Genomic DNA, 24083 nt, shown 5'->3' with positions numbered 1-24083 from the left:
ATTACCTTTGTCTGCATCTAAATTGAATAAATATGACAAAAACGGAAAGACAACAGATTATTGATTTGGTTAAATCCGAGGTCGTTCCTGCTATAGGTTGCACAGAACCTATAGCTGTGGCATTGTGTGTGGCAAAAGCTGCGGAAGTATTGGGCAGACATCCGGAAAAGATAACGGTTCTTTTAAGTGCCAATATCTTGAAGAACGCGATGGGCGTAGGAATTCCCGGTACAGGAATGATTGGGCTGCCTATTGCAGTAGCGCTTGGTGCCTTAATCGGTAAATCGGAATATCAACTGGAGGTATTGAAGGATTGTAATCCCGATGCCATGGAAGAAGGAAGACGTTTTATAGATGAAAAGCGCATCCATATAGCACTGAAAGATGGCATTAAAGAGAAGCTTTATGTTGAAGTTTGTTGTGAGGTCGGGGATGAAAAGTCCACTGCTATCATTGCAGGTGGACACACTTCCTTTGTATACATGGCACGCAATGGGGAAGTGCTGTTGAACAAGCAGGCTGTTGCAAGCACAGAAAAGGAGGAAGGTGCGCTGGATTTAAGCTTGCGGAAAGTCTATGATTTTGCTTTGACGGCTCCGTTGGACGAAATTCGTTTTATCCTCGAAACGGCCCGTCTGAATAAGGCTGCCGCAGAAAGCTCTTTTGAGGGTGATTACGGACATGGCTTGGGAAAAATCCTTCGTGGTACTTACGAGCATAAGGTTATGGGGGACAGTGTTTTTTCCCATATTCTTTCTTATACTTCCGGTGCTTGCGATGCCCGTATGGCAGGAGCCATGATTCCGGTCATGAGTAATTCAGGAAGCGGTAATCAAGGTATATCCGCTACGTTGCCGGTTTTGATTTATGCCGAAGAAAACGGGAAATCAGAAGAAGAATTGATTCGTGCCTTGATGTTGAGCCATTTGACAGTAATCTATATCAAGCAGAGTTTGGGACGGTTATCCGCCTTATGCGGTTGTGTGGTTGCTGCCACTGGTTCCAGTTGCGGTATAACTTGGCTAATGGGGGGTACTTATGAGCAGGTGGCATATGCTGTACAGAACATGATTGCCAATCTTACCGGAATGATTTGTGATGGTGCCAAACCCAGTTGTGCATTGAAAGTAACTACCGGAGTTTCAACCGCAGTGCTTTCAGCCATCATGGCCATGGAAAACCGTTGTGTGACTTCCGTAGAAGGTATTATTGATGAGGATGTGGATCAGAGTATCCGTAATCTGACAAAAATCGGTTCTAAAGGAATGAATGAAACGGATAAATTGGTATTGGAGATAATGACAAGTAAATAATATAGAATTTGAAAATTAAAGAATTAAAAATTAAAGAATTACCATGCGGCATGCTTAATACTGTGTAGTCTGATTCTTTAATTTTTAATTCTTAATTCTTTAGTGGCAGCATCCGCCTCCACATTCATGGTCGCCGCATCCGTCGCCACAGTCACCACAACCGCAGCTGCCGCAACCGCCACCCATCATACGGGCAACTTCAGCAAGCTCTTCGTTCGTAGCCGGACGGCTTTCCACCACTTCTCCGGTAAAGTTCAAATCACAACCTGCGAGTGGATGATTCATGTCCATTACAACTACGTCTTCCTTTACTTCTACTACACTTCCATTGATGCGTTGACCTTCAGAAGTCATCAAGGGGATGACGGCGCCTTCCACTACACGGTCGCTGTCGAATTCTCCTTCTATCATGAAGATTTCTTTGGGGAGGTCAATAACATGGTCGTCGTCATATTCACCATAAGCTTCTGATGCCGGAATGGTAAAGTCGAATTTATCGCCTATCTGCAAGTCTTTTATCTGGGCTTCAAAGGGTTCGAGTGTCATTCCCAGACCTGAGATAAACTGAAAAGGATGCTCTACGGGTGCTTCTTCTTCGAAATCTTTTTCTCCGTTTTCGATTGAGTACAGCTTATATGCTACGGTGATGTACTTGTTTTCTACTGTTTCCATTAATTTTCTATCTTTATTTAATTAGTAAATACTTTTTTTTGAGTATTTGAAGAGACAAAGATACGAATTATTTGTTTCGGGATGTAGAGAGCCTTTGGTAATTTTCAGATTATTAAATGGTTTCAATGATTGGCAATACATTTACATTGGCTGTCTGAATGGTGCTATTTAGAACTGTTAAGTGATAAAATAGGATTTTAGGGCGATATTTTCTTACGATTATTCATATTTATCTTATTTTTTTCTTCAATTTGTTTGGAGATTATAAAAAAGCCCTTACCTTTGCAGCACGTTTGAAACAAAAAAGAAGAATTAAGTTATGAATTTACATACATCTATTAACCTGGCAGTCCTGCATATTATTCGCGTCGTGGTGGTGGCATCAAGAGCGTGAGAAAGGTTATGTATGTATTCGTACGTTAGAAGATAATTTATTAAGCCTTTCTCACTATAGTGGGAGAGGCTTTTTCATTAAAAGGAGATTTGAAAATGAAGCATCAGTTACGCAGCTCGTTCAGCACACAAGGTCGCCGCATGGCGGGAGCCCGTGCATTGTGGACGGCGAATGGTATGAAGAAGGAACAGATGGGTAAGCCCATTATCGCTATAGTCAATTCATTTACACAATTCGTCCCCGGGCATGTACATCTGCACGAAATAGGCCAGTTTGTAAAGGAAGAGATTGAAAAACTGGGGTGTTTTGCTGCGGAGTTCAATACGATTGCCATTGACGACGGTATCGCTATGGGACACGACGGTATGCTTTATTCCCTGCCTTCAAGAGATATCATTGCCGATAGTGTGGAGTATATGGTAAATGCCCATAAGGCAGATGCTATGGTTTGCATCAGTAACTGTGACAAGATTACTCCGGGGATGCTGATGGCGGCTATGAGGCTGAATATACCGACTGTGTTTGTTTCAGGCGGTCCGATGGAAGCCGGGGAATGGAACGGACAGCATTTGGATTTGATTGATGCCATGATTAAATCTGCTGATGAAAGTGTGGGCGATAAAGAGGTGGCACAGATTGAGCAACATGCCTGCCCCACTTGCGGATGCTGCTCAGGCATGTTTACCGCTAATTCCATGAATTGCTTGAATGAAGCGATTGGATTGGCACTGCCCGGTAACGGCACGATTGTAGCCACTCACGAAAATCGCAAGAAACTATTTGAGGATGCAGCCAGGTTGATTGTAGAGAATGCCTTTAGATATTATGAAGAAGGGGATGAGAGTGTACTCCCGCGCAGTATTGCTACCCGCGAGGCATTTTTGAATGCCATGACGCTGGATATTGCGATGGGCGGTTCCACTAATACGGTACTTCATTTGTTGGCTGTGGCTCACGAAGCCGGAGCGGATTTTAAGATGGACGACATTGACATGCTCTCCCGCAAGACCCCCTGCTTATGCAAGGTAGCTCCCAATACCCAAAAGTATCATGTACAAGACGTTAACCGTGCCGGTGGCATCATTGCCATCATGGATGAGCTTGCCAAGGGCGGATTGGTCGATACGAATGTCCACCGTGTGGATGGAATGACGTTGGCAGAGGCAATCGACCGGTATAGTATTACCAGCTCTAATGTATGTAAAGAGGCAATCAAGAAATACTCCAGTGCGGCAGCCGGAAAGTTCAATCTGGTACTCGGCTCACAAAATGCGTCTTATAAGGAACTCGATACGGACCGTGCGACCGGTTGTATCCGTGATTTGGAACATGCATACAGCAAGGATGGCGGTCTGGCGGTTTTGAAGGGAAATATAGCTCAGGACGGTTGCGTTGTCAAGACTGCGGGTGTAGACGAGAGTATCTGGAAATTTACGGGGCCAGCGAAAGTCTTCGACTCACAAGATGCGGCTTGTGACGGTATTCTGGGTGGAAAGGTGGTCAGTGGAGACGTCGTCGTCATCACTCACGAAGGGCCGAAAGGTGGACCGGGTATGCAAGAGATGCTTTATCCTACTTCTTATATCAAATCCCGCCATCTGGGTAAGGAGTGTGCATTGATTACCGACGGGCGTTTCAGTGGTGGTACTTCCGGACTAAGTATCGGACATGTTTCTCCCGAAGCGGCTGCCGGTGGTAATATCGGCAAGATTAAGGATGGGGACATTATCGAAATTGATATACCGAACCGTTCTATCAATGTGAAGTTGACGGATGAAGAGCTTGCAGCACGCCCTATGACTCCGGTAACCCGCAACCGTGAAGTCTCCAAAGCATTGAAAGCATATGCCAGTATGGTGAGTTCCGCTGACAAAGGGGCTGTGAGGCTGATTGATTAAAAGCCCCCCTTTCCGAAAGCGAGGGGAGGAGAGAATGAAACAAATTTTTCAAGCTACTATTGAGCTTTTAAATATAATGAATAGATAAAGTATGGCTGATAATAATAAAAAGAGTAACTTTTCCTCCCTCTCCCAAGGAGAGGGTCGGGGTGAGGCTCTAATAACAGGCGCAGAAGCATTGATGCGTTCTCTGGAGCATCAGGGAGTAAAGACTATTTTCGGTTATCCGGGAGGGAGCATCATGCCGGTATTCGATGCCTTATACGACCACCGGAAGGAATTGAACCACATCTTGGTTCGCCATGAACAAGGAGCAACCCATGCGGCACAAGGCTTTGCACGTGTATCAGGCGAGGTTGGCGTTTGTCTGGTTACCAGTGGACCGGGTGCTACCAATACTATCACGGGCATTGCAGATGCCATGATTGACAGTACGCCTATCGTTGTCATTGCCGGCCAGGTAGGGACGAACTTCTTGGGTACGGATGCATTTCAGGAAGTGGACTTGGTAGGCATTACTCAGCCTATCACGAAATGGAGTTACCAGATTCGTCGTGCAGAAGATGTGGCCTGGGCAGTGGCACGTGCTTTCTATGTGGCAAAGAGCGGACGTCCGGGACCGGTCGTGCTGGATTTTGCTAAAAACGCCCAAGTGGAGAAAACAGAATATGCGCCTACTAAGGTGGACTATGTCCGTAGCTATCTTCCCGTTCCCGAAATGGAGCCGGAGGCCATACGGCAGGCTGCTGAATTAATAAATGGTGCGGAACGGCCTTTGGTGCTGGTAGGACAAGGCGTGGAGCTGGGAGAAGCCCAGCAAGAGCTTCGTGCTTTCATTGAGAAAGCCGGAATGCCTGCCGGATGCACTTTATTGGGACTTTCTGCCTTGCCTACGGACCATCCGTTGAACAAAGGAATGCTTGGTATGCACGGTAACCTGGGGCCCAATATCAATACCAATAAATGTGATGTCCTTATCGCCGTAGGCATGCGCTTTGATGACCGTGTGACGGGTAAATTGGAAACATATGCCAAGCAGGCGAAGATTATCCACTTTGATATTGACCCTGCCGAAATAGATAAGAATGTAAAGACCGATGTTGCTGTCCTGGGAGATTGCAAAGAGACACTGGCTGCCGTTACCCAATTGCTGGAACCCGCCAACCATCAGGAATGGATTGACAGTTTCCGGCAATACGAGGAAGTGGAAGAGGAAAAGGTAATCCGTCCGGAATTACATCCGGCAGGAAAAGCGCTAAGCATGGGTGAGGTGGTGCGTGCTGTGAGTGAGGCTACCCATAACGAGGCGATATTGGTGACTGATGTCGGCCAGAATCAGATGATGTCCGCCCGTTATTTCAAATACAGCAAGGAACGTAGCATTGTTACTTCCGGTGGCCTGGGTACTATGGGCTTCGGCCTTCCGGCAGCTATCGGTGCCACTTTTGGACGTCCGGACCGCACGGTATGCGTATTCATGGGAGACGGCGGCTTGCAGATGAACCTGCAGGAACTGGGTACCATCATGGAACAAAAGGCTCCGGTGAAGATGATTCTGTTGAACAATAACTTCTTGGGCAATGTTCGTCAATGGCAGGCGATGTTTTTCAATCGTCGTTATTCGTTTACTCCGATGATGAATCCGGATTATATGAAGATTGCTTCGGCATATGATATTCCTGCACGCAGGGTAATGACCCGCGAGGAGCTGGCAAAAGCGATTGACGAGATGATAGCAACCGACGGACCGTTCCTGCTCGAAGCTTGTGTGGAGGAAGAAGGAAATGTAATGCCGATGACACCTCCGGGCGGTTCGGTCAATCAGATGTTGTTGGAATGCTGAAGTCATGCGAAATTAAAGAATTTACTCTATCTATGGATAAAAAACTATATACAATCATTGTTCATTCGGAAAACTTTGCCGGTTTGCTGAATCAAGTGACGGCTGTGTTTACCCGTCGGCAGATAAACATCGAAAGTTTAAATGTATCGGCCTCCTCCATCAAGGGGGTACATAAATATACCATTACCGCTTGGACGGACAAGGATACCATTGAAAAGGTGACCAAGCAGATTACCAAGAAAATAGATGTGCTGCAAGCCCATTATTTTACGGATGATGAAATCTATCAGCACGAGATTGCTCTCTATAAAATAACGACCCCTACGCTGGAAGAAAAACCGGAGGTGTCCAAAGTAATCCGTAAGTACAATGCCCGTATTGTGGAGGTGAATGCTGTATTTGCCATTGTTGAGAAGAATGGCATGAGTGAGGAAATAACCAATCTTTATGAGGAGTTGCGCCAGTTGGATTGCGTACTTCAGTTCGTCCGTTCGGGTCGCGTAGCCATTACGACCAGCTGCTTTGAGCGTGTCAATGAATATCTGGCGGACCGTGAAGCAAAATATCGTCAAAGTAAACACCAAGAATCATGATGAGCGAGAACAATAAGATAGGTACCTACAAGTTTGTTGCCGAACCGTTTCATGTCGACTTTACCGGACGGCTGACAATGGGAGTATTGGGCAACCATTTGTTGAATTGTGCGGGTTTCCATGCCAGCGACCGCGGTTTTGGCATCGCGACTCTAAACGAGGACAATTATACTTGGGTATTGTCCCGTCTGGCTGTCGAACTGGATGAAATGCCTTATCAGTACGAAGATTTCTCCATTCAGACTTGGGTGGAGAATGTCTATCGCCTTTTTACAGACCGTAATTTCGCTATCATCGATAAGGAGGGTAAGAAGATTGGGTATGCACGTTCCGTTTGGGCGATGATTAGCATGAATACCCGTAAGCCGGCAGATTTGCTGGCTCTTCATAGTGGCAGCATTGTAGATTATGTTTGCGATGAGCCTTGCCCGATAGAAAAACCTTCGCGGATAAAGGTGGCCTCAAAGGAACCGGTTGCTGCTTTGGTAGCCAAATACAGTGATATTGACATTAACGGGCATGTGAACAGCATCCGTTACATCGAGCATATCCTTGATTTGTTCCCGATAGAGATGTATAAGGAGAAGCGCATCCGTCGTTTTGAAATGGCATATGTAGCCGAAAGCTATTATGGGGATGAGTTGACTTTGTTCATGGATGATGCCGGTGAGGGCGTTTACGATGTGGAGGTGAAAAAGAATGGCAGCGAAGTGGTCTGTCGCTCTAAAGTGATATTTACAGAGAAATAAATAAATTTATCAACGTTGGCGTAAGCCACAAATAAAAATTAAAACAAAAAATGGCACAATTGAATTTTGGCGGTGTTATTGAGAATGTAATGACCCGCGAAGAATTTCCTTTGGAAAAAGCACGTGAGATTTTGAAAGATGAAACAATTGCAGTAATCGGTTATGGCGTACAAGGCCCGGGCCAGGCTTGCAACTTGCGTGATAACGGTTTCAATGTGATTGTAGGACAACGTCCGGGTAAGACATACGAAAAGGCTGTGGCTGACGGATGGGTACCGGGTGAGACTTTGTTCGGCATCGAAGAGGCTTGTCAGAAAGGTACTATCGTCATGTGTCTGTTGTCTGACGCAGCTGTAATGTCTGTATGGCCGACTATCAAACCTTACTTGACTTCCGGAAAGGCTCTTTACTTCTCTCATGGTTTTGCTATTACCTGGAACGACCGTACCGGCGTGGTTCCTCCTAAAGATATTGATGTTATTATGGTTGCTCCCAAAGGTTCCGGTACTTCACTTCGTACCATGTTCCTCGAAGGGCGTGGCTTGAACTCATCATATGCCGTCTATCAAGATGCTACGGGTAAGGCTTTTGACAAGACGATTGCACTGGGTATCGGTATCGGTTCGGGATATTTGTTCGAGACAACTTTCATCCGCGAAGCCACTTCCGACTTGACCGGTGAACGCGGTTCATTGATGGGTGCTATCCAGGGATTGCTGTTGGCTCAGTATGAAGTATTGCGCGAAAACGGCCATACTCCTTCTGAAGCATTCAATGAAACAGTGGAAGAGTTGACTCAATCTTTGATGCCATTGTTTGCCAAGAACGGTATGGACTGGATGTATGCCAACTGTTCTACTACGGCACAGCGTGGTGCGCTGGATTGGATGACCCCGTTCCATGATGCCATCAAGCCGGTTGTACAGAAATTGTATGCAAGTGTGAAGTCGGGCAACGAAGCCCAGATTTCTATCGACAGTAACTCCAAACCCGATTATCGTGAGAAGCTGAATGCAGAATTGAAAGCCTTGCGTGAAAGCGAAATGTGGCAGACAGCTGTTACAGTTCGTAAACTTCGTCCGGAAAACAATTAATCAGCTTTATATAAATAGGTGAAATACCCTCTTCGGTGTTACCGGAGGGGGTATTTCTTTATTATTGATTCCCTATATTTTGAATAAACTCCAATAGCTTCCGGTAAAAACCGTGATGTTTCAGCGTCTCTGCCTCTCCCAATATCACCAGCTTCATACGTGCCCGGGTGATGGCTACATTCATTCTCCTTAAATCATTCAGGAATCCTATCTGTCCTTCTTCGTTGGCACGGACAAGGCTGATGAAGATAACATCGCGCTCTTGCCCTTGGAAGCCATCCACCGTATTTACAGTGAACAAGCTGCGATAAGGCTTGAGTGAAGCGTCTGCCTTTATCTTGTTGCGGAGATATTGCACTTGTGCCTTGTAAGGGGAGATGATGCCGAAGTCTATTTTTTCTTCCAGAATGCGGCTGCCACCGATACGGTTGATGTAGATTTTCAGTTCTGATAGGAGCAGGTCCGCTTCCGCCTTATTAATGCGTCCGAAAGTCTCTCCCACAAATTCTTCTTTGAAATCCATTTCGGAGGTGTCAATCCAGTGGATAGGGGTATCCCAGTCCAGGATGCCCCGGTAACGCACTTCGGAAGCGGCTTCCAACTCGCCATTATAAAACCATTGGGAAGGAAATTTCATGATTTCCTCGTGCATGCGGTATTGCACTTTCAGCAAAGAGACAACGGCAGGTTTGTTGGACACCACTTTCTCCATCAATGTTCGTTCCAGACCTCCACGGGCGGCTTCGTGGCATTTTATGGTGGGCGGAAGTTGGCAGTGGTCACCCGCCAATACCACGCGGTCTGCTTTTCGGATAGCTATCCAGCAGGCAGCTTCTAAGGCCTGGGCTGCTTCATCAATGAAAAGGGTGCCGAAACGGCGTCCGTTCAGCAGCCGGTGATTGCTGCTTACTAGCGTGGAGGCTATGACATGTGCCCCATCAAAAAGCTCTGCATTGATTTGTATTTCCAATGCGGTGGCGCGGTCGCGCAGGCGGCTCATACGGCTGCGTACTCCTTCGCGTTCGTCATAGCTGCCACGGCGGGCACGGCTGCCCAGTTCACGGAGATTTTTCCGGATGCTCCACAGCTCCGGATAAAGCGGATGGTTCTCGAAACGACGCTCGTAGGTAAAGGAAAGCATCTTGTCGTTGACACGGGTCGGATTGCCGATACGCAGGACATTGACGCCACGGTCCACAAGTTTTTCCGAAATCCAGTCGACGGCAGTATTGCTTTGGGCACATACCAGTACCTGCGGTTCCCGATGCAGGGTTTCGTAGATGGCTTCCACTAAGGTGGTCGTTTTTCCGGTTCCCGGAGGACCATGTACAATGGCCACGTCGCGGGCACACAGCACTTTGTTTACAGCTGTCTCCTGCGTGGAGTTCAGCCAGGGAAACCGTACGGGGTAGAGCTCTCGGAAACCGGCTTTCGAGGTTCCCAGCAATATGTCCCGCAATTCGGCCAGGCGGTTGCCTTTGGAGCGTAACGTATCTTCCAAGGCTTCGAACATGGTCCGATAGGATGTTTCGTCGAAATAAAGTTGCACGCCGAGGTTGTCCGTTTCCTGCACTTCCATCACGGCACCGGCTCCGGGCATTATCGCTACCATCCGTGTCTCGTCGGCATAGCTTACGGTAGCGGTGAAGTTCATATAGGTTATTTTTCCATCGGCAGACTGGCGGAAAAAACATACGGGACGGCCGAACTCAAAATTATGTTCTATATCGGTATTTTCTGTGTGTGTAATTTCTATTACTAATTGATTCAGTGAATTATAGTAACTTCGTCCCGGAGTGGCAGGATACCAGCAAAGTCCCCGTTTCACTTTCCGGGCAATCCCCATGTTTTCGGTTTGGCGTTTGAATTCCTCTTTTTCGTATTCGTATTCCATGCGCAGCAAAAGTTGCTGCTGTTGGAGGTGAATAATAGGACTATTTGAATCTTGTTCCTTCATGGTTGCAAAGGTAATCATTCTTCGCTTCCGACGGAAAAAATGCTTTATTTTGTTAAACTATTCAGCCTTTTTATTTGTTTATGATATTAATTTGTAATCTTTACAATAATGAAAAACTAAAAAATAGTGGTTATGGTATATGATTTAACGATGCTCAAAACGTTTTATGCCGCTTATTCGGAGAAGATAGAACGCGTACGGAACGTACTGCGGCGTCCGATGACTTTAGCGGAGAAAATTTTGTATGCTCATTTGTATGATGGGGATAAAGTGAAGAACTACAGACGGGGAGAAGACTATGTGAATTTCCGTCCCGACCGTGTGGCCATGCAGGATGCAACGGCTCAAATGGCCTTATTGCAATTTATGAATGCAGGCCGTGAGCAGGTTGCCGTGCCTTCCACTGTGCATTGTGACCATTTGATTCAAGCATATAAAGGTGCAAAAGAAGATGTTGCGACTGCTACGAAGACCAACGAGGAGGTCTATAATTTTCTCCGTGATGTTTCTTCCCGCTATGGTATAGGTTTTTGGCAGCCGGGGGCAGGCATTATTCACCAGGTGGTATTGGAGAACTACGCATTTCCGGGTGGAATGATGGTAGGCACGGACTCTCATACGCCCAATGCCGGAGGTTTGGGCATGGTGGCCATTGGTGTGGGTGGTGCCGATGCGGTGGATGTGATGACCGGCATGGAATGGGAACTGAAAATGCCGCGTCTGATAGGCGTACACTTGAAGGGTAAATTGAGTGGCTGGGTAGCTCCCAAAGACGTTATTCTGAAGTTGGCGGGTATTCTTACTGTAAAAGGGGGAACCAATGCCATCATTGAATATTTTGGACCGGGAACCGCTTCATTGTCTGCCACTGGAAAGGCTACCATCTGCAATATGGGGGCAGAGGTGGGGGCGACTACCTCCCTTTTCCCTTACGATGAGCGCATGGGTACTTATTTGAAGGCTACCGGACGTGAAGAAGTGGCAAAAATGGCTGCTTCCGTAGCTGTCGACCTTCGCGCCGACGACGAAGTGCTGGCAAATCCGGAAAAATATTACGACCGCATCATTGAAATAGACCTCTCGCTGTTGGAACCGTATATCAACGGGCCCTTTACGCCGGATGCAGCAACACCGATATCGAAATTTGCCGAGGTAGTGATAACCAATAACTATCCCCGCCGGATGGAAGTCGGCCTGATAGGGTCGTGCACCAATTCGTCCTATCAGGATTTGAGCCGTGCGGCCTCCCTTGCCCGGCAGGTAAAGGAAAAGAATTTGAAGGTTGCTTCCCCGCTGATTGTCAATCCCGGCTCGGAGCAGATACGTGCTACTGCTGAACGCGACGGCATGATTGCCGCTTTCGAAGATATTGGCGCAACGATAATGGCGAATGCCTGCGGACCTTGTATTGGCCAGTGGAAGCGCCATACTGATGACCCCGAACGCAAAAATTCCATCGTCACCTCTTTTAACCGTAATTTTGCCAAACGTGCCGACGGCAATCCCAATACTTTTGCTTATGTGGCTTCTCCCGAAATTACCATGGCGCTGACCATTGCAGGCGACCTCTGTTTCGACCCCTTGCGGGATACGCTGGTCAATGCCAAAGGAGAGGTTGTGAAACTGTCCGAACCAGTCGGTGAGGAATTGCCGGCACACGGATTCATCGGAGGACAAAAAGGATATATTGCTCCAAACAAGGGACAGACGGAAATTACGGTCAATCCTCATTCACAGCGCTTGCAACTGCTGACTCCCTTCCCTGCCTGGGATGGCATGGACTTGCTGAATATGCCTTTATTGATTAAAGTGCAAGGGAAATGTACCACCGACCACATCTCTATGGCGGGGCCATGGCTCCGTTTCCGGGGACATTTGGAGAATATTTCGGACAATATGCTGATGGGGGCTGTCAATGCTTTCAATGGAGAGACGAACAAGGTTTGGAACCGCTCCACCAATACCTATGGAACAGTGTCAGGCACTGCGAAGCTGTATAAATCAGAAGGCATCCCTTCCATTGTCGTTGCCGAAGAGAATTATGGTGAAGGTTCCAGCCGTGAGCATGCTGCCATGGAACCACGCTTCCTGAATGTACGCGCCATTTTGGCGAAAAGCTTTGCCCGTATCCATGAGACGAATTTAAAGAAACAAGGCATGTTGGCGCTGACCTTTACGGATAAGGCCGATTATGACAAGATTCGGGAACGCGACCTGATTTCTGTCATGGGGTTGAAAGATTTTGCTTCGGGACGTACGTTGAAGGTGGTTCTTCATCACGAGGACGGGAGTAAAGAAAGTTTTGAAGTACAACATACGTATAACGAACAGCAGATAGCCTGGTTCCGGGCCGGTTCTGCACTTAATGCAAGATAGAATATGGAAAAAATTACTGTACCTTTTATTACCGGCGATGGAGTGGGAGCAGAAGTGACCCCATCCATGCAGGCTGTCGTGAATGCCGCTGTCAAGAAATCCTATGGTGACCGGCGTGGCATTGAATGGAAAGAAGTGCTGGCAGGAGAACGTGCTTTCCACGAAACCGGCTCCTGGTTGCCGGACGAAACCATGGAAGCCTTCCGCACCTATAAGGTGGGCATCAAAGGTCCTTTGACAACTCCCGTCGGTGGAGGTATCCGTTCTTTGAACGTAGCCTTGCGTCAGACGCTCGATTTGTATGTCTGCCAACGTCCGGTACGTTGGTATAAGGGCATTGTTTCTCCACTCAAAGAGCCACAGAAGGTGGATATGTGCGTATTCCGTGAGAATACCGAGGATATTTATGCAGGCATCGAATGGGAAGCCGGAACTCCGGAGGCTGAAAAGTTCTATCGTTTTCTCCGTGATGACATGGGGGTGACAAAAGTCCGTTTTCCCGAAACCTCCTCGTTTGGCGTGAAGCCCGTTTCAAGAGAAGGAACAGAGCGCTTGGTGCGTGCCGCCTGCCAATACGCCCTTGAGCATCATCTGCCTTCCGTGACCTTGGTACACAAAGGAAACATCATGAAATTTACGGAAGGCGGCTTCAAGAAGTGGGGGTACGAACTGGCAGAACGTGAGTTTGGTAAAGAACTGGCAGAAGGGCGTCTGGTCATCAAGGACTGCATTGCCGATGCATTCTTGCAGAACACGTTGCTTATCCCCGAAGAATATTCCGTGATTGCCACGTTGAATCTGAACGGCGATTATGTGTCCGACCAACTGGCTGCCATGGTAGGCGGCATCGGCATTGCACCGGGTGCGAATATCAACTATAAAACGGGGCATGCCATTTTTGAGGCTACTCACGGGACGGCTCCGAACATTGCCGGGAAAGACATTGTGAATCCCTGTTCCATCATCCTTTCCGCTGTGATGATGCTTGAATATCTGGGTTGGAAGGAAGCAGCCTCTCTTATAGAGAACGCCTTGGAGCAAAGTTTCACAGAAGCCCGTGCTACTGCCGACTTGGCCCGTTTTATGCCGGGTGGCGTCTCGCTGTCCACTTCGGCTTTCACCCGGGAGATTGTAAGGAGAATAGAAAATGGGAATAACGAATAAAACGAAACGATTATGAAGAAGGAGTATCTGATTTACAAGCTTTCCGAAGATTTGAAGGAAGCTACCCGGATTGAGAATGAACTGTTCAGGAAGTTTGATGTGAAGCGCGGTTTGCGTAATGAGGACGGCACGGGAGTCTTGGTGGGGTTGACCAAAATAGGCAATGTGGTCGGCTATGAACGCATCCCCGGTGGAGGGCTGAAGCCTATTCCCGGCAAATTGTTCTACCGCGGTTATGATGTGGATGACTTGGCACACGCCATCATCAAAGAGAAGCGTTTCGGTTTTGAGGAAATTGCCTACTTGTTGCTTTCCGGTCGCCTGCCCGACAAGGAAGAACTCTCTTCTTTCCGTGAACTCATCAACGACAACATGCCGCTGGAGCAGAAGACCAAGATGAATATCATTGAACTCGAAGGAAACAACATTATGAACATCCTGGCGCGCAGCGTGCTCGAGATGTATCGTTTTGACCCTGATGCAGATGACACTTCCCGCGATAATCTGATGCGGCAGAGCATTGAGCTTATTTCGAAATTCCCGACCATCATTGCGTATGCCTATAACATGCTTCGCCATGCCACCCATGGCCGTTCACTGCATATCCGCCATCCGCAGGAAAACCTTTCCATTGCCGAGAATTTCCTCTATATGCTGAAGAAGGACTACACGGAGCTGGATGCCCGCACGCTCGACCTGCTGCTGGTTCTTCAGGCCGAGCACGGTGGTGGTAACAACTCCACTTTTACCGTACGTGTCACTTCTTCTACCGGGACGGATACTTACTCTTCGATAGCGGCAGGTATCGGTTCCTTGAAAGGGCCGCTTCATGGAGGTGCCAATATCCAGGTTGCCGATATGTTCCACCATCTGCAGGAAAACATTCAGGACTGGACGAATGTGGATGAGATTGATACTTACTTCACCCGCATGCTCAACAAGGAAGCCTATAACAAGACCGGCTTGATATATGGTATCGGACATGCCGTCTATACCATTTCCGACCCGCGCGCCATTCTGCTGAAAGAGCTTGCCCGCGACCTTGCCCGCGAAAAAGGGAAAGAACGCGAGTTCGCTTTCCTTGAACTGCTCGAGGAGCGCGCCATTGATGTGTTTGGCCGTGTGAAGAATAATGGCAAGACGGTTTCGAGTAATGTGGATTTCTATTCGGGCTTTGTCTACGAGATGATTGGGCTGCCGCAGGAAATCTTCACGCCTTTGTTTGCCATGGCACGTATTGTCGGTTGGTGTGCACATCGCAATGAAGAATTGAACTTTGAAGGTAAGCGTATTATCCGTCCTGCCTATAAGAATGTTTTGGATGAGGTGGCTTATGTGCCCATTAAGAAACGGTAAGGATTAGACTTGTATCTTTTAAATCGTTCCATCACGGGGAAAAAATCGTTCCACCATGGTGGAACGATTTTTTCTCCATGGTGGAATGAAATTTACTCCATGATGGAACGATTAGATTTTCGTATCTCTACTGCTTAATCTTCTCAGTAAAAAACACTGGTTTTTGTATGAAAAAACAATTATCCGGGGAAAACGATTTGTTTGTTGTGAGTTTTCTTTATCTTTGCTTCGCATAAATAAAGAACTATGAATCAGGAAACTTTTCAGATATTTCTGTGGGTAATGAGTGCTGTGGCATTGGTTGTCTTTATTGCGCTCTATTTTGTCAAAGCGGGTTATGGCATGTTCCGTACTGCCTCGTGGGGAATCTCCATCAATAATAAACTGGCGTGGGTGCTTATGGAAGCGCCGGTATTCATCGTCATGTTTGGGTTGTGGGGGAAGAGTGGAGCGGGATTTGCCGTGCCGGTATATTTCTTTTTCCTGCTGTTTCAGTTGCACTATCTTCAGCGGGCCTTTATTTTTCCGTTCCTGCTGAAAGGTAAAAGCCGGATGCCGGTAGCTATTATGGCGATGGGTATCGTCTTCAACCTTTTGAACGGGATGATGCAGGCGGGCGGTTTGTTCTATTTTGCTCCCGAAGGCTTGTATGCCGATGGCTGGGCCTATTTGCTGAAACCTCATGCCTTGTTGGGAATCATTCTGTTTTTTGCGGGTATGTTCGTCAATTTGCATTCCGACTATGTGATACGTCATCTGCGCAGGCCGGGTGATACGAAGCATTATCTTCCCGGAAAAGGGCTTTACCGATACGTCACTTCTGCCAATTACTTCGGTGAGCTGGTGGAATGGACGGGGTTTGCCATACTCACAGCTTCTCCCGCCGCCTGGGTGTTCGTTTGGTGGACGTTTGCCAACCTTGTTCCCCGTGCCGATGCCATTCACCGCCGTTATCGGGAGGAGTTTGGCGATGAGGCGGTAGGAAAGCGCAAACGCATCATTCCATTTCTTTATTAATGGAAAATGGAAAGTTGAAAATGGAAAATGAATAATTCATAACTTATAATTCATAACTCATAACTCATAACTCATAACGATGGAATCCAAGTTATTCACACCCGTCACTTTCGGACCGTTGACCTTGCGTAACCGTACCATCCGTTCGGCTGCTTTCGAGAGCATGTGTCCCGGAAACGCTCCGTCGGACATGTTGCTCGACTATCATCGGTCGGTAGCGGCGGGAGGTATAGGTATGACTACTGTTGCTTATGCGGCAGTTACTCAGAGCGGCCTGTCTTTTGACCGCCAGTTGTGGATGCGTCCCGAGATTATCCCCGGACTCCGTAGGCTGACTGATGCCATACATGCGGAGGGGGCTGCGGCAGGCATCCAGTTGGGACACTGTGGCAATATGTCCCATAAGAGCATTTGCGGTTGTATGCCCGTCGGCGCATCTTCCGGTTTCAATCTTTACTCTCCTACCTTTGTGCGCGGACTGCGTGCCGATGAGCTGCCGGAGATGGCGCGTGCTTATGGGCGTTCGGTGAATCTGGCACGGGAGGCCGGATTTGATTCTGTAGAGATTCATGCAGGGCATGGCTATCTCATCAGCCAGTTCTTGTCCCCGTCCACCAACCATCGGAAAGACGAGTTCGGAGGCTCGTTGCAGAACCGTATGCGGTTTATGGATATGGTGATGGAAGAAGTGATGAAGGCTGCCGGCAGTGATATGGCTGTGCTGGTGAAGATGAACATGCGCGACGGTTTCCGTGGAGGGATGGAGCTGGACGAGACGATGCAGGTGGCGCGCAGGCTGGAGCAGTCGGGAGCACATGCGCTGGTCTTGAGCGGTGGGTTCGTCAGTAAGGCGCCGATGTATGTCATGCGGGGCGAAATGCCTATCCGCAGCATGACGCATTACATGACCTGCTGGTGGTTGAAATACGGTGTACGCATGGTAGGCAAATGGATGATACCGAGCGTACCGTTTAAGGAAGCTTATTTCCTGGAAGATGCCTTGAAATTCCGTGCCGCCTTGAAGATACCGTTGGTTTATGTGGGTGGCCTGGTTTCCAGGGACAAGATAGATGAGGTGCTGGATGACGGCTTCGAGGCTGTGCAAATGGCACGCGCTCTGCTCAATGAGCCGGGGTTTGTCAACCGCATGCGTGCCGAAGAGAATGCACGTTGCAACTGCCGGCATAGTAATTATTGCATTGCCCGGATGTATTCCATCGAGATGGCATGCCATCAGCATTTGAAGGAGGAGCTTCCACCTTGTCTGAAAAGGGAGATAGAGAAAATCGAAGCGAAAGGCTGATTTTTAGTTTTTAATTTTCAATTTTTAATTATTAAAGTGAATTTAGCTGTTATAACCGGGGCAGACGGTGGCATGGGCATGGAAATTACCCGCGCAGTGGCAACTGCCGGCTATCAGGTCATCATGGCATGCCGTGACCCCCAAGCTGCCGAACCCAAGCGGCAACTACTGATGCGTGAAACCGGTAATCCGCGTATTGAGACTGCTCCCATTGATTTGGCATCTCTGGCTTCAGTGGCCGCATTTGCAGAGCATCTGTTGAAGCGGGGAGAGCCGTTGGCGTTGCTGATGAACAATGCCGGAACCATGGAAACGGAACGCCGCATTACCGAAGACGGACTGGAACGGACGGTGAGTGTCAATTATGTAGGCCCTTACCTGCTGACCCGCAAGCTGCTACCATTGATGGGAGAGGGGAGCCGTATTGTGAATATGGTATCTTGTACGTATGCCATCGGTCATCTTGACTTTCCGGATTTTTTCCTCCGGGGAAGGAAGGGTGGCTTTTGGCGCATTCCTATATATAGCAACACGAAGCTGGCATTGACTCTGTTCACCATCGACTTGGCCAGTCGCGTCAAACACAAAGGTATTGTTGTGAATGCGGCCGACCCGGGGATTGTGTCTACCAATATCATCACCATGCATATGTGGTTTGACCCGCTGACAGATATACTTTTCAGGCCTTTTATCCGTACTCCCCGTAAGGGAGCTGCAACGGCTGTCGGCTTATTGCTGGATGAGGATGCCGGTAAACGTACGGGGACATTGAATGCCAGTTGCCGTCCCAAGTCTCTTTCGGAGAAGTACACCCGGCATGTACAGATGGAAGAACTGTGGGAGAGGACGGAAAGTATAGTGAAAAAATGGTTGTAAAAAACAGAGAAGGCGCATATGTCGCCTTCTCTGTTTATGGGGTATCTGAACTGTCTGTCATTAGATAGACAGTTCTCTCAATACATTTACAAGGTCTTTCTTGATGGGTTTGTCATTCTTGATGGCCTTCGTGAAGGGAACGTATACCACTTCATCGTGGTCAATGCCTATCATGACATTGCGCTGTCCTTCCATGATGGCGTCGATGGCGGCTGCGCCCAGACGGCTGGCAAGGATACGGTCGTGTGCCGTAGGGCTACCACCGCGTTGCAAGTGACCGAGGATGGTTACGCGTACGTCATATTGGGGGTATTCGTTCTTTACACGCTCTGCATAGTGCATTGCACCGCCGGTCAGTTCACTCTCGGCTACCAGTACGATACTGCTGTTCTTGGATTTCCGGAAACCGTTCTTGATGAATTCTTCCAGTTGGTCCACTTCCGTACTGAATTCCGGGATAATGGCTGCTTCTGCTCCGGAGGCGATGGCGCCGTTCAGAGCGAGGAAACCGGCATCGCGTCCCATGACTTCTACGAAAAACAAGCGCTCATGGGAAGTGGCTGTATCACGGATTTTGTCCACAGCATCCAGGATCGTGTTCAGCGCGGTGTCGTAGCCGATAGTGGTATCTGTTCCATAAAGGTCATTGTCGATAGTTCCCGGCAGCCCGATACAAGGCACGTCAAACTCTTGTGCAAAGATACGAGCACCGGTCAGCGAACCGTCGCCTCCGATAATCACTAAGGCGTCAATGCCTTCTTTCTTCATGTTGTCGTAAGCAATCTGGCGGCCCTCGGGAGTCGTGAACTCTTTGCAGCGGGCTGTCTTCAGGATTGTACCACCCAGCTGGATGATGTTGCTGACATTCTGGCTTTTGAATTCTTTGATTTCGCCGGTTACCAGACCTTTGTAACCTCTATATATACCTTTAACTGAAAGTCCGTTGTAAATAGCCGAACGTGTCACGGCACGTATGGCTGCGTTCATTCCCGGAGCATCACCTCCTGATGTCAAGATACCAATGCACTTAACTGTTCCCATAACAATCTTTTTGTTTAGTATTAATAATCATGATGAAAAATAGATTTGGACTATTTTTTCATGCCGCAAAGATAGTAAAAAGCTGAGGCGGTGACTAATAAATTACGTTAATTTGCTGTTCCAAAAGGATGACAAACTGTTATTTAAGTTTTGACTTTATGGCTTCTGAAATTTCTTCCATCAGCCATTTGGGGGTGGAAGTGGCTCCGCAGACACCGATGGAATTGGCACCGGCTAACAGAGAACTATCTATTTCTTCGGCACTGTCTATCAAATGTGAATTGGCATTGACTTTTTTACACTCACTGAACAGCATCTTGCCGTTAGAGCTTTTTTTGCCGCTGACAAAGAATATTAAATCATGGGAAGCTGCAAATTTCCGGATATTAGGTATCCGGTTTGCTACTTGTCGGCAGATAGTGTCATAGGACTCGAAAGTGACTTTCGGTGAGATATGTCCCTCTATGTATTTCACAATGTTTTGAAATCCGTCCAGAGACTTTGTGGTCTGGGAGTAGAGACGGATGTCTTTGCTGAAATCCAGTTTCCTTGCCTCTTCCTGCTTTTCGATGACGATGGCCTTTCCGGTGGTTTGTCCTACCAGACCCAGTACTTCGGCGTGTCCATTTTTGCCATAGATGACAATTTGCTTGTCGCGGTTGTCTTCCTGGACGTACTCTTGCTTAATCTTCTTTTGCAGGCGGAGTACGACCGGGCAGGTTGCGTCAATGATTTCTATATTGTTGCGGCGGGCAATGTCATAAGTTTCAGGGGGCTCTCCATGAGCACGCAGCAGCACTTTGGCGTTGTGGAGGTGGTTGAATTCCTCATGGTTGATGGTAATCAGCCCCATTGCCTTCAGGCGTTCCACTTCACGGCTGTTGTGCACGATGTCTCCCAGACAATAGAGGGTTCCTCCTTTCGCCAGTTCCTCTTCTGCCTTGTTTATTGCGGTGACAACTCCGAAACAGAAGCCGGAGCCTTCGTCTATTTCTACTTTTGCCATATCCGGTTCAGTTCTTCTCCTTTATAACCCGTTCGAATTGTTCCGCCAGCCATTCCTTTTGTTGGGAAATGCTCAGGTGGCTGTTGTCCAACAATAAAGCGTCAGAAGCTTTGCGCAGCGGACTTACATCCCGGTTTTGGTCAATATAGTCCCGTTGTTTCACATTTTCCAGAATTTCGTCAAAGCTGGCTTCTTCCCCTTTGGCCTTTAGTTCGTCATAGCGGCGTTGTGCCCGTATCTCGGGGGTGGCGGTTACAAAAATTTTCAGCTCGGCATCCGGAAAAACGGTAGTGCCGATGTCGCGCCCATCCATAACGATACCCTTGGCCTTGCCCATCTCTTGTTGCTGTGCTACCATAGCTTCGCGTACGAAATCCAATGTTGCAATGGGGCTGACACGTGAAGATACTTCCATGGTACGGATTTTGTTTTCTACATTTACTCCGTTCAGGTAGGTATCTGGGCGTCCGGTTTCGGGGTTCAGGCGGAAAGAAATATGTATATCCTTTATTAGACTTTTCAGTTTTTCGGCATCTATGCGGTCACCCTGGAAAATACCATTCTCTATACTATATAATGTTACTGCCCGATACATGGCACCACTATCTATATATATGTAACCGATTTCGCGGGCGAGGTCTTTGGCCATAGTGCTTTTCCCGCAAGAGGAAAAACCGTCGATTGCTATTGTTATCTTTTTCATGACTTTTATGCTATAGTTATATAGGTATAACACCTGCAAAACAGAAAATTTCAATATTTCATTTAAAATTCTTGCCAAAGATACGGTATTTTTAAAATATCTCGTTACATTTGTGGCACAAAAGCACATGGAGGTTTTTGAAGGATTAAAAAAATGAAAATGGAGCGCCTATTGTGTAAAAAAAAACAGCAGAGCGTGAACATTCTTGGGAAAAGTGCTATATTTGCCCCAAATGAGAAACACTAAAATTATATTATAAATTATGGAAATTAAGAAATCACCTAAGGCAGACCTGGAGAGTAAGAAGTCGACTTGGCTGCTTGTCGGTTATGTAATCGTGCTCGCTTTCATGTTTGTTGCGTTCGAGTGGACAAAGCGTGACATCAAGATTGACACGAGCCAGGCTATTACCGACGTATTTTTTGAAGAGGAAATCATCCCTATTACAGAACAGCCGGAGCAGGTTACTCCTCCGCCTCCCGAAGCCCCTTCAATTGCAGAGACGTTGACTATCGTTGAAGACGATGCTGACGTGGAAGAAACGGCCATTGTATCTTCTGAAGAATTGAACCAGGCAGTGGAAATCAAATATGTTCCCGTAGCAGTGGAAGAGGAAGAACCGGAAGAACAGACTATTTTCGAGGTGGTAGAACAGATGCCTGAGTTCCCGAATGGTGGTATGGCTGGTTTGATGCAGTATTTGAGCAAGAATATTAAATATCCTACTATTGCACAGGAAAACGGAACTCAAGGCCGTGTAACTGTACAGTTCGTGGTTAATAAGGACGGTAGTATCGTAGATGCTAAAGTTCTGAGAGGCGTTGACCCGTATTTGGACAAAGAAGCTGTCCGCGTGATTATGGGCATGCCGAAGTGGAAACCCGGTATGCAGCGTGGTAAACCCGTTCGTGTTAAGTATACCGTGCCTGTAATGTTTAGATTGCAGTAATAAAATATCTATAAGTGGGAGAGGCTGCCGGAATGCAGCCTCTTTTCATTATCCGCTATTCCCTAAATTCTGAAAATGCCATGTTTACAGCTTCCGAGCTTTTAGAAAGAATAAATTCTCATATTGCAGAATTGCAGTTTACCCGTACTCCTCAAGGTTTATATGCTCCCGTTACCTATGTGTTGTCCATGGGCGGAAAAAGAATCCGTCCGGTATTGATGTTGATGGCCTACAATCTGTATCAGGAGGATATTACCCGTATTTTTAACCCTGCAACGGGGATTGAAGTGTATCATAATTATACTCTTTTGCATGACGACTTGATGGACCGTGCAGACCGTCGCCGTGGTAAGGAGACGGTACATAAAGTTTGGGATGACAATGCTGCCATCCTTTCGGGGGATGCAATGCTTGTATTAGCTTATCAGTTTATGGCTCAATGCCCGGTTGAACACCTGAAAGAGGTGATGGATATATTTAGCCTGACTGCACTGGAAATCTGTGAAGGACAGCAGCTGGATATGGAGTTTGAACATCGGAAGGATGTGAAGGCAGAGGAGTATCTGGAAATGATTCGTCTGAAAACTTCGGTATTGTTGGCTGCAAGCTTGAAGATTGGCGCTCTTTTGGGAGGGGCTTCTTCTGAAGATGCGGAGCAGTTGTATGATTTTGGCATGAACTTGGGTGTCGCTTTTCAGTTGAAAGATGATTTCCTGGATGTTTATGGCGATGCTGCCGTCTTTGGAAAGAATATTGGAGGTGATATTCTGTGCAATAAAAAGACCTACATGCTGATAAAGGCTTTTGAACATGCGGATGAGGAGCAGTTGACCCGCTTGAATGCTTGGGTGGATGCTGTTGCATTCAACCCGGAGGAGAAAGTTGCTGCGGTGACGGAACTGTATAACCGGATTGGCGTCAAGGAACTGTGTGAGAAAAAGATGGAAGAGTATTGTGAACGCGCAATGGAAAGTCTGTTGGCGGTGAAGGTGGCAGATGAAAAGAAAGAGGAATTGAAGAACCTGATGGCTAACCTGATGCATCGGGAAGTATAACTTTAAATCCGGGAGAAAATGCCTTATAGAAGATTGCCTAATACAGATCAAGCGAGAATACGGGCGCTGAAAGCAGTGGTCGTCAAGGGTGATATATGTAATGTGTATGATTTGGCCGTATCTTTGAAGGCGTTGACTGATGCGCGGAATTTTCTTACAAAGTTTGAAGCTGCGCAAGCTTATTATGCCGACTGTTTTGAGCGGCAGGCTCGGGCGGGACGTAAGCATCAGGCTAATGTAAAGACTGCCCGTCTGTATATTTCTCATTTTATCCAGGTGTTGAATTTAGCTGTCATCCGTTCTGAAGTGCGTATTGCTCATAAGGAATATTACGGTTTGGACACAAGCAACAATAATGTGCCTGATTTATCGACAGAGCCTGCCTTGGCAGAGTGGGGGCGTAAAATCGTGGATGGGGAAAACAAACGTATATCCCAGGGAGGAATTCCCATTTATAACCCTACGATTGCAAAAGTGAGGGTGCATTATGATATTTTCATGGATAGTTATGAGAAGCAAAAGAATCTTCAATCTTTGACAGCCCGCAGTTTGGACACCTTGGCTTCGATGCGTGCAGAGGCGGATGGTTTGATTTTGGATATATGGAACCAGGTTGAAAAGAAATTCGAGGAGGTCACTCCCAATGAGAAACGTTTGGATTTATGCCGTGATTATGGAATAATCTATTATTACCGTACCGGTGAGAAACGCAAAGAGTAAGTTG

20 protein-coding genes are annotated in these 24083 nt (G+C 47.4%); 15 read left to right on the top strand and 5 right to left on the bottom strand.

Features of this window, described 5'->3' with window-relative positions:
- Positions 1-32: 32 nt before the first annotated feature.
- Positions 33-1313, top strand: a complete 1281-nt coding sequence (locus DW096_RS14765; RefSeq protein ID WP_118931092.1) for a serine dehydratase subunit alpha family protein — start codon at positions 33-35, stop codon at positions 1311-1313.
- A gap of 99 nt (positions 1314-1412) precedes the next feature.
- Here DW096_RS14765 and DW096_RS14760 read toward each other — a convergent pair whose 3' ends face one another.
- Complete coding sequence (locus tag DW096_RS14760; protein ID WP_005833142.1) at positions 1413-1985, bottom strand: peptidylprolyl isomerase; 573 nt, start codon at positions 1983-1985, stop codon at positions 1413-1415.
- Between the two features lie 489 nt (positions 1986-2474).
- Here DW096_RS14760 and ilvD point away from each other — a divergent pair, with 489 nt between their 5' ends.
- The 5 genes from ilvD (at position 2475) to ilvC (ending at position 8556) form a co-directional block, all read left to right on the top strand.
- Positions 2475-4277: a dihydroxy-acid dehydratase gene (gene ilvD, locus DW096_RS14755; RefSeq protein ID WP_117680589.1), complete on the top strand. Its 1803-nt coding sequence runs from the start codon at positions 2475-2477 to the stop codon at positions 4275-4277.
- A gap of 91 nt (positions 4278-4368) precedes the next feature.
- Positions 4369-6120, top strand: coding sequence for a biosynthetic-type acetolactate synthase large subunit (ilvB, locus tag DW096_RS14750; protein ID WP_005827165.1), 1752 nt, complete (start codon positions 4369-4371; stop codon positions 6118-6120).
- A gap of 32 nt (positions 6121-6152) precedes the next feature.
- Positions 6153-6713: an acetolactate synthase small subunit gene (ilvN, locus tag DW096_RS14745; protein WP_005833135.1), complete on the top strand. Its 561-nt coding sequence runs from the start codon at positions 6153-6155 to the stop codon at positions 6711-6713.
- Positions 6713-7462 (top strand): acyl-[acyl-carrier-protein] thioesterase, encoded by a 750-nt coding sequence (locus DW096_RS14740; protein WP_034523242.1) that lies wholly within the window; start codon positions 6713-6715, stop codon positions 7460-7462. The genes ilvN and DW096_RS14740 overlap by 1 nt, the downstream gene beginning before the upstream one ends.
- A gap of 50 nt (positions 7463-7512) precedes the next feature.
- Positions 7513-8556, top strand: a complete 1044-nt coding sequence (gene ilvC / locus DW096_RS14735) for a ketol-acid reductoisomerase (RefSeq protein WP_118931091.1) — start codon at positions 7513-7515, stop codon at positions 8554-8556.
- Between the two features lie 61 nt (positions 8557-8617).
- Here the strand turns inward: ilvC and DW096_RS14730 are convergent, their stop codons facing one another.
- The gene (locus tag DW096_RS14730) at positions 8618-10513 is read right to left on the bottom strand and encodes an AAA domain-containing protein (RefSeq protein WP_117963477.1); all 1896 of its coding nucleotides are present in this window, start codon (positions 10511-10513) and stop codon (positions 8618-8620) included.
- Positions 10514-10645: 132 nt separating this feature from the next.
- Between DW096_RS14730 and DW096_RS14725 the strand changes: the two genes are divergently transcribed.
- The 6 genes from DW096_RS14725 (at position 10646) to DW096_RS14700 (ending at position 18605) form a co-directional block, all read left to right on the top strand.
- Entirely contained in the window at positions 10646-12889 is a 2244-nt protein-coding gene (locus DW096_RS14725) for an aconitate hydratase (RefSeq protein ID WP_044468479.1), read from the top strand.
- A 3-nt stretch (positions 12890-12892) separates the two neighbouring features.
- Positions 12893-14053: an NADP-dependent isocitrate dehydrogenase gene (icd, locus tag DW096_RS14720; RefSeq protein WP_117600023.1), complete on the top strand. Its 1161-nt coding sequence runs from the start codon at positions 12893-12895 to the stop codon at positions 14051-14053.
- Between the two features lie 12 nt (positions 14054-14065).
- Entirely contained in the window at positions 14066-15409 is a 1344-nt protein-coding gene (locus tag DW096_RS14715) for a citrate/2-methylcitrate synthase (RefSeq protein ID WP_009037962.1), read from the top strand.
- Positions 15410-15655: 246 nt separating this feature from the next.
- Positions 15656-16426, top strand: a complete 771-nt coding sequence (locus DW096_RS14710; RefSeq protein ID WP_005827144.1) for a DUF1295 domain-containing protein — start codon at positions 15656-15658, stop codon at positions 16424-16426.
- Positions 16427-16505: 79 nt separating this feature from the next.
- Positions 16506-17729 (top strand): NADH:flavin oxidoreductase, encoded by a 1224-nt coding sequence (locus DW096_RS14705; RefSeq protein ID WP_008664036.1) that lies wholly within the window; start codon positions 16506-16508, stop codon positions 17727-17729.
- Between the two features lie 36 nt (positions 17730-17765).
- Positions 17766-18605, top strand: coding sequence for an SDR family oxidoreductase (locus DW096_RS14700; RefSeq protein WP_005827139.1), 840 nt, complete (start codon positions 17766-17768; stop codon positions 18603-18605).
- A gap of 60 nt (positions 18606-18665) precedes the next feature.
- Here the strand turns inward: DW096_RS14700 and pfkA are convergent, their stop codons facing one another.
- The 3 genes from pfkA to cmk form a co-directional block, all read right to left on the bottom strand.
- Positions 18666-19646 carry a 6-phosphofructokinase gene (pfkA, locus tag DW096_RS14695; RefSeq protein ID WP_005827137.1) on the bottom strand — a complete coding sequence of 327 codons (981 nt, stop codon included), beginning with the start codon at positions 19644-19646 and terminating at the stop codon, positions 18666-18668.
- Positions 19647-19785: 139 nt separating this feature from the next.
- Positions 19786-20652: a 4-hydroxy-3-methylbut-2-enyl diphosphate reductase gene (locus tag DW096_RS14690; RefSeq protein WP_005827134.1), complete on the bottom strand. Its 867-nt coding sequence runs from the start codon at positions 20650-20652 to the stop codon at positions 19786-19788.
- Between the two features lie 7 nt (positions 20653-20659).
- A complete protein-coding gene (gene cmk, locus DW096_RS14685; RefSeq protein ID WP_034525522.1) occupies positions 20660-21355 on the bottom strand; it encodes a (d)CMP kinase in 696 nt (231 codons plus the stop codon).
- A gap of 262 nt (positions 21356-21617) precedes the next feature.
- Here cmk and DW096_RS14680 point away from each other — a divergent pair, with 262 nt between their 5' ends.
- From DW096_RS14680 to DW096_RS14670, 3 genes are all read left to right on the top strand, one after another.
- Complete coding sequence (locus tag DW096_RS14680; RefSeq protein WP_005827130.1) at positions 21618-22304, top strand: energy transducer TonB; 687 nt, start codon at positions 21618-21620, stop codon at positions 22302-22304.
- 80 nt (positions 22305-22384) lie between these two features.
- Entirely contained in the window at positions 22385-23359 is a 975-nt protein-coding gene (locus tag DW096_RS14675; protein ID WP_034525526.1) for a polyprenyl synthetase family protein, read from the top strand.
- An 18-nt stretch (positions 23360-23377) separates the two neighbouring features.
- A complete protein-coding gene (locus tag DW096_RS14670) occupies positions 23378-24079 on the top strand; it encodes a hypothetical protein (protein ID WP_005827126.1) in 702 nt (233 codons plus the stop codon).
- Positions 24080-24083 lie beyond the last annotated feature (4 nt).

The organism is Bacteroides sp. AM07-18, assembly GCF_003602695.1.
In the GTDB taxonomy this organism is placed as follows: Bacteria; Bacteroidota; Bacteroidia; order Bacteroidales; family Bacteroidaceae; genus Bacteroides; species Bacteroides uniformis.
The sequence above is the reverse complement of the archived record's forward strand: the minus strand, read 5'-3'. Positions and strand labels throughout refer to the sequence as shown.

Bases quoted from the DNA above. Each gene is read 5' to 3' on its own strand.
- DW096_RS14680 (WP_005827130.1), top strand. From the start codon at position 21,618: ATGGAAATTAAGAAATCACCTAAGGCAGACCTGGAGAGTAAGAAGTCG.
- DW096_RS14690 (WP_005827134.1), bottom strand. From the start codon at position 20,652: ATGGCAAAAGTAGAAATAGACGAAGGCTCCGGCTTCTGTTTCGGAGTT.
- ilvB (WP_005827165.1), top strand. From the start codon at position 4,369: ATGGCTGATAATAATAAAAAGAGTAACTTTTCCTCCCTCTCCCAAGGA.
- DW096_RS14740 (WP_034523242.1), top strand. From the start codon at position 6,713: ATGAGCGAGAACAATAAGATAGGTACCTACAAGTTTGTTGCCGAACCG.
- DW096_RS14715 (WP_009037962.1), top strand. From the start codon at position 14,066: ATGAAGAAGGAGTATCTGATTTACAAGCTTTCCGAAGATTTGAAGGAA.
- ilvD (WP_117680589.1), top strand. From the start codon at position 2,475: ATGAAGCATCAGTTACGCAGCTCGTTCAGCACACAAGGTCGCCGCATG.
- DW096_RS14760 (WP_005833142.1), bottom strand. From the start codon at position 1,985: ATGGAAACAGTAGAAAACAAGTACATCACCGTAGCATATAAGCTGTAC.
- DW096_RS14765 (WP_118931092.1), top strand. From the start codon at position 33: ATGACAAAAACGGAAAGACAACAGATTATTGATTTGGTTAAATCCGAG.
- ilvN (WP_005833135.1), top strand. From the start codon at position 6,153: ATGGATAAAAAACTATATACAATCATTGTTCATTCGGAAAACTTTGCC.
- pfkA (WP_005827137.1), bottom strand. From the start codon at position 19,646: ATGGGAACAGTTAAGTGCATTGGTATCTTGACATCAGGAGGTGATGCT.
- DW096_RS14710 (WP_005827144.1), top strand. From the start codon at position 15,656: ATGAATCAGGAAACTTTTCAGATATTTCTGTGGGTAATGAGTGCTGTG.
- DW096_RS14670 (WP_005827126.1), top strand. From the start codon at position 23,378: ATGCCTTATAGAAGATTGCCTAATACAGATCAAGCGAGAATACGGGCG.
- DW096_RS14730 (WP_117963477.1), bottom strand. From the start codon at position 10,513: ATGAAGGAACAAGATTCAAATAGTCCTATTATTCACCTCCAACAGCAG.
- DW096_RS14675 (WP_034525526.1), top strand. From the start codon at position 22,385: ATGTTTACAGCTTCCGAGCTTTTAGAAAGAATAAATTCTCATATTGCA.
- cmk (WP_034525522.1), bottom strand. From the start codon at position 21,355: ATGAAAAAGATAACAATAGCAATCGACGGTTTTTCCTCTTGCGGGAAA.
- DW096_RS14705 (WP_008664036.1), top strand. From the start codon at position 16,506: ATGGAATCCAAGTTATTCACACCCGTCACTTTCGGACCGTTGACCTTG.
- DW096_RS14725 (WP_044468479.1), top strand. From the start codon at position 10,646: ATGGTATATGATTTAACGATGCTCAAAACGTTTTATGCCGCTTATTCG.
- icd (WP_117600023.1), top strand. From the start codon at position 12,893: ATGGAAAAAATTACTGTACCTTTTATTACCGGCGATGGAGTGGGAGCA.
- ilvC (WP_118931091.1), top strand. From the start codon at position 7,513: ATGGCACAATTGAATTTTGGCGGTGTTATTGAGAATGTAATGACCCGC.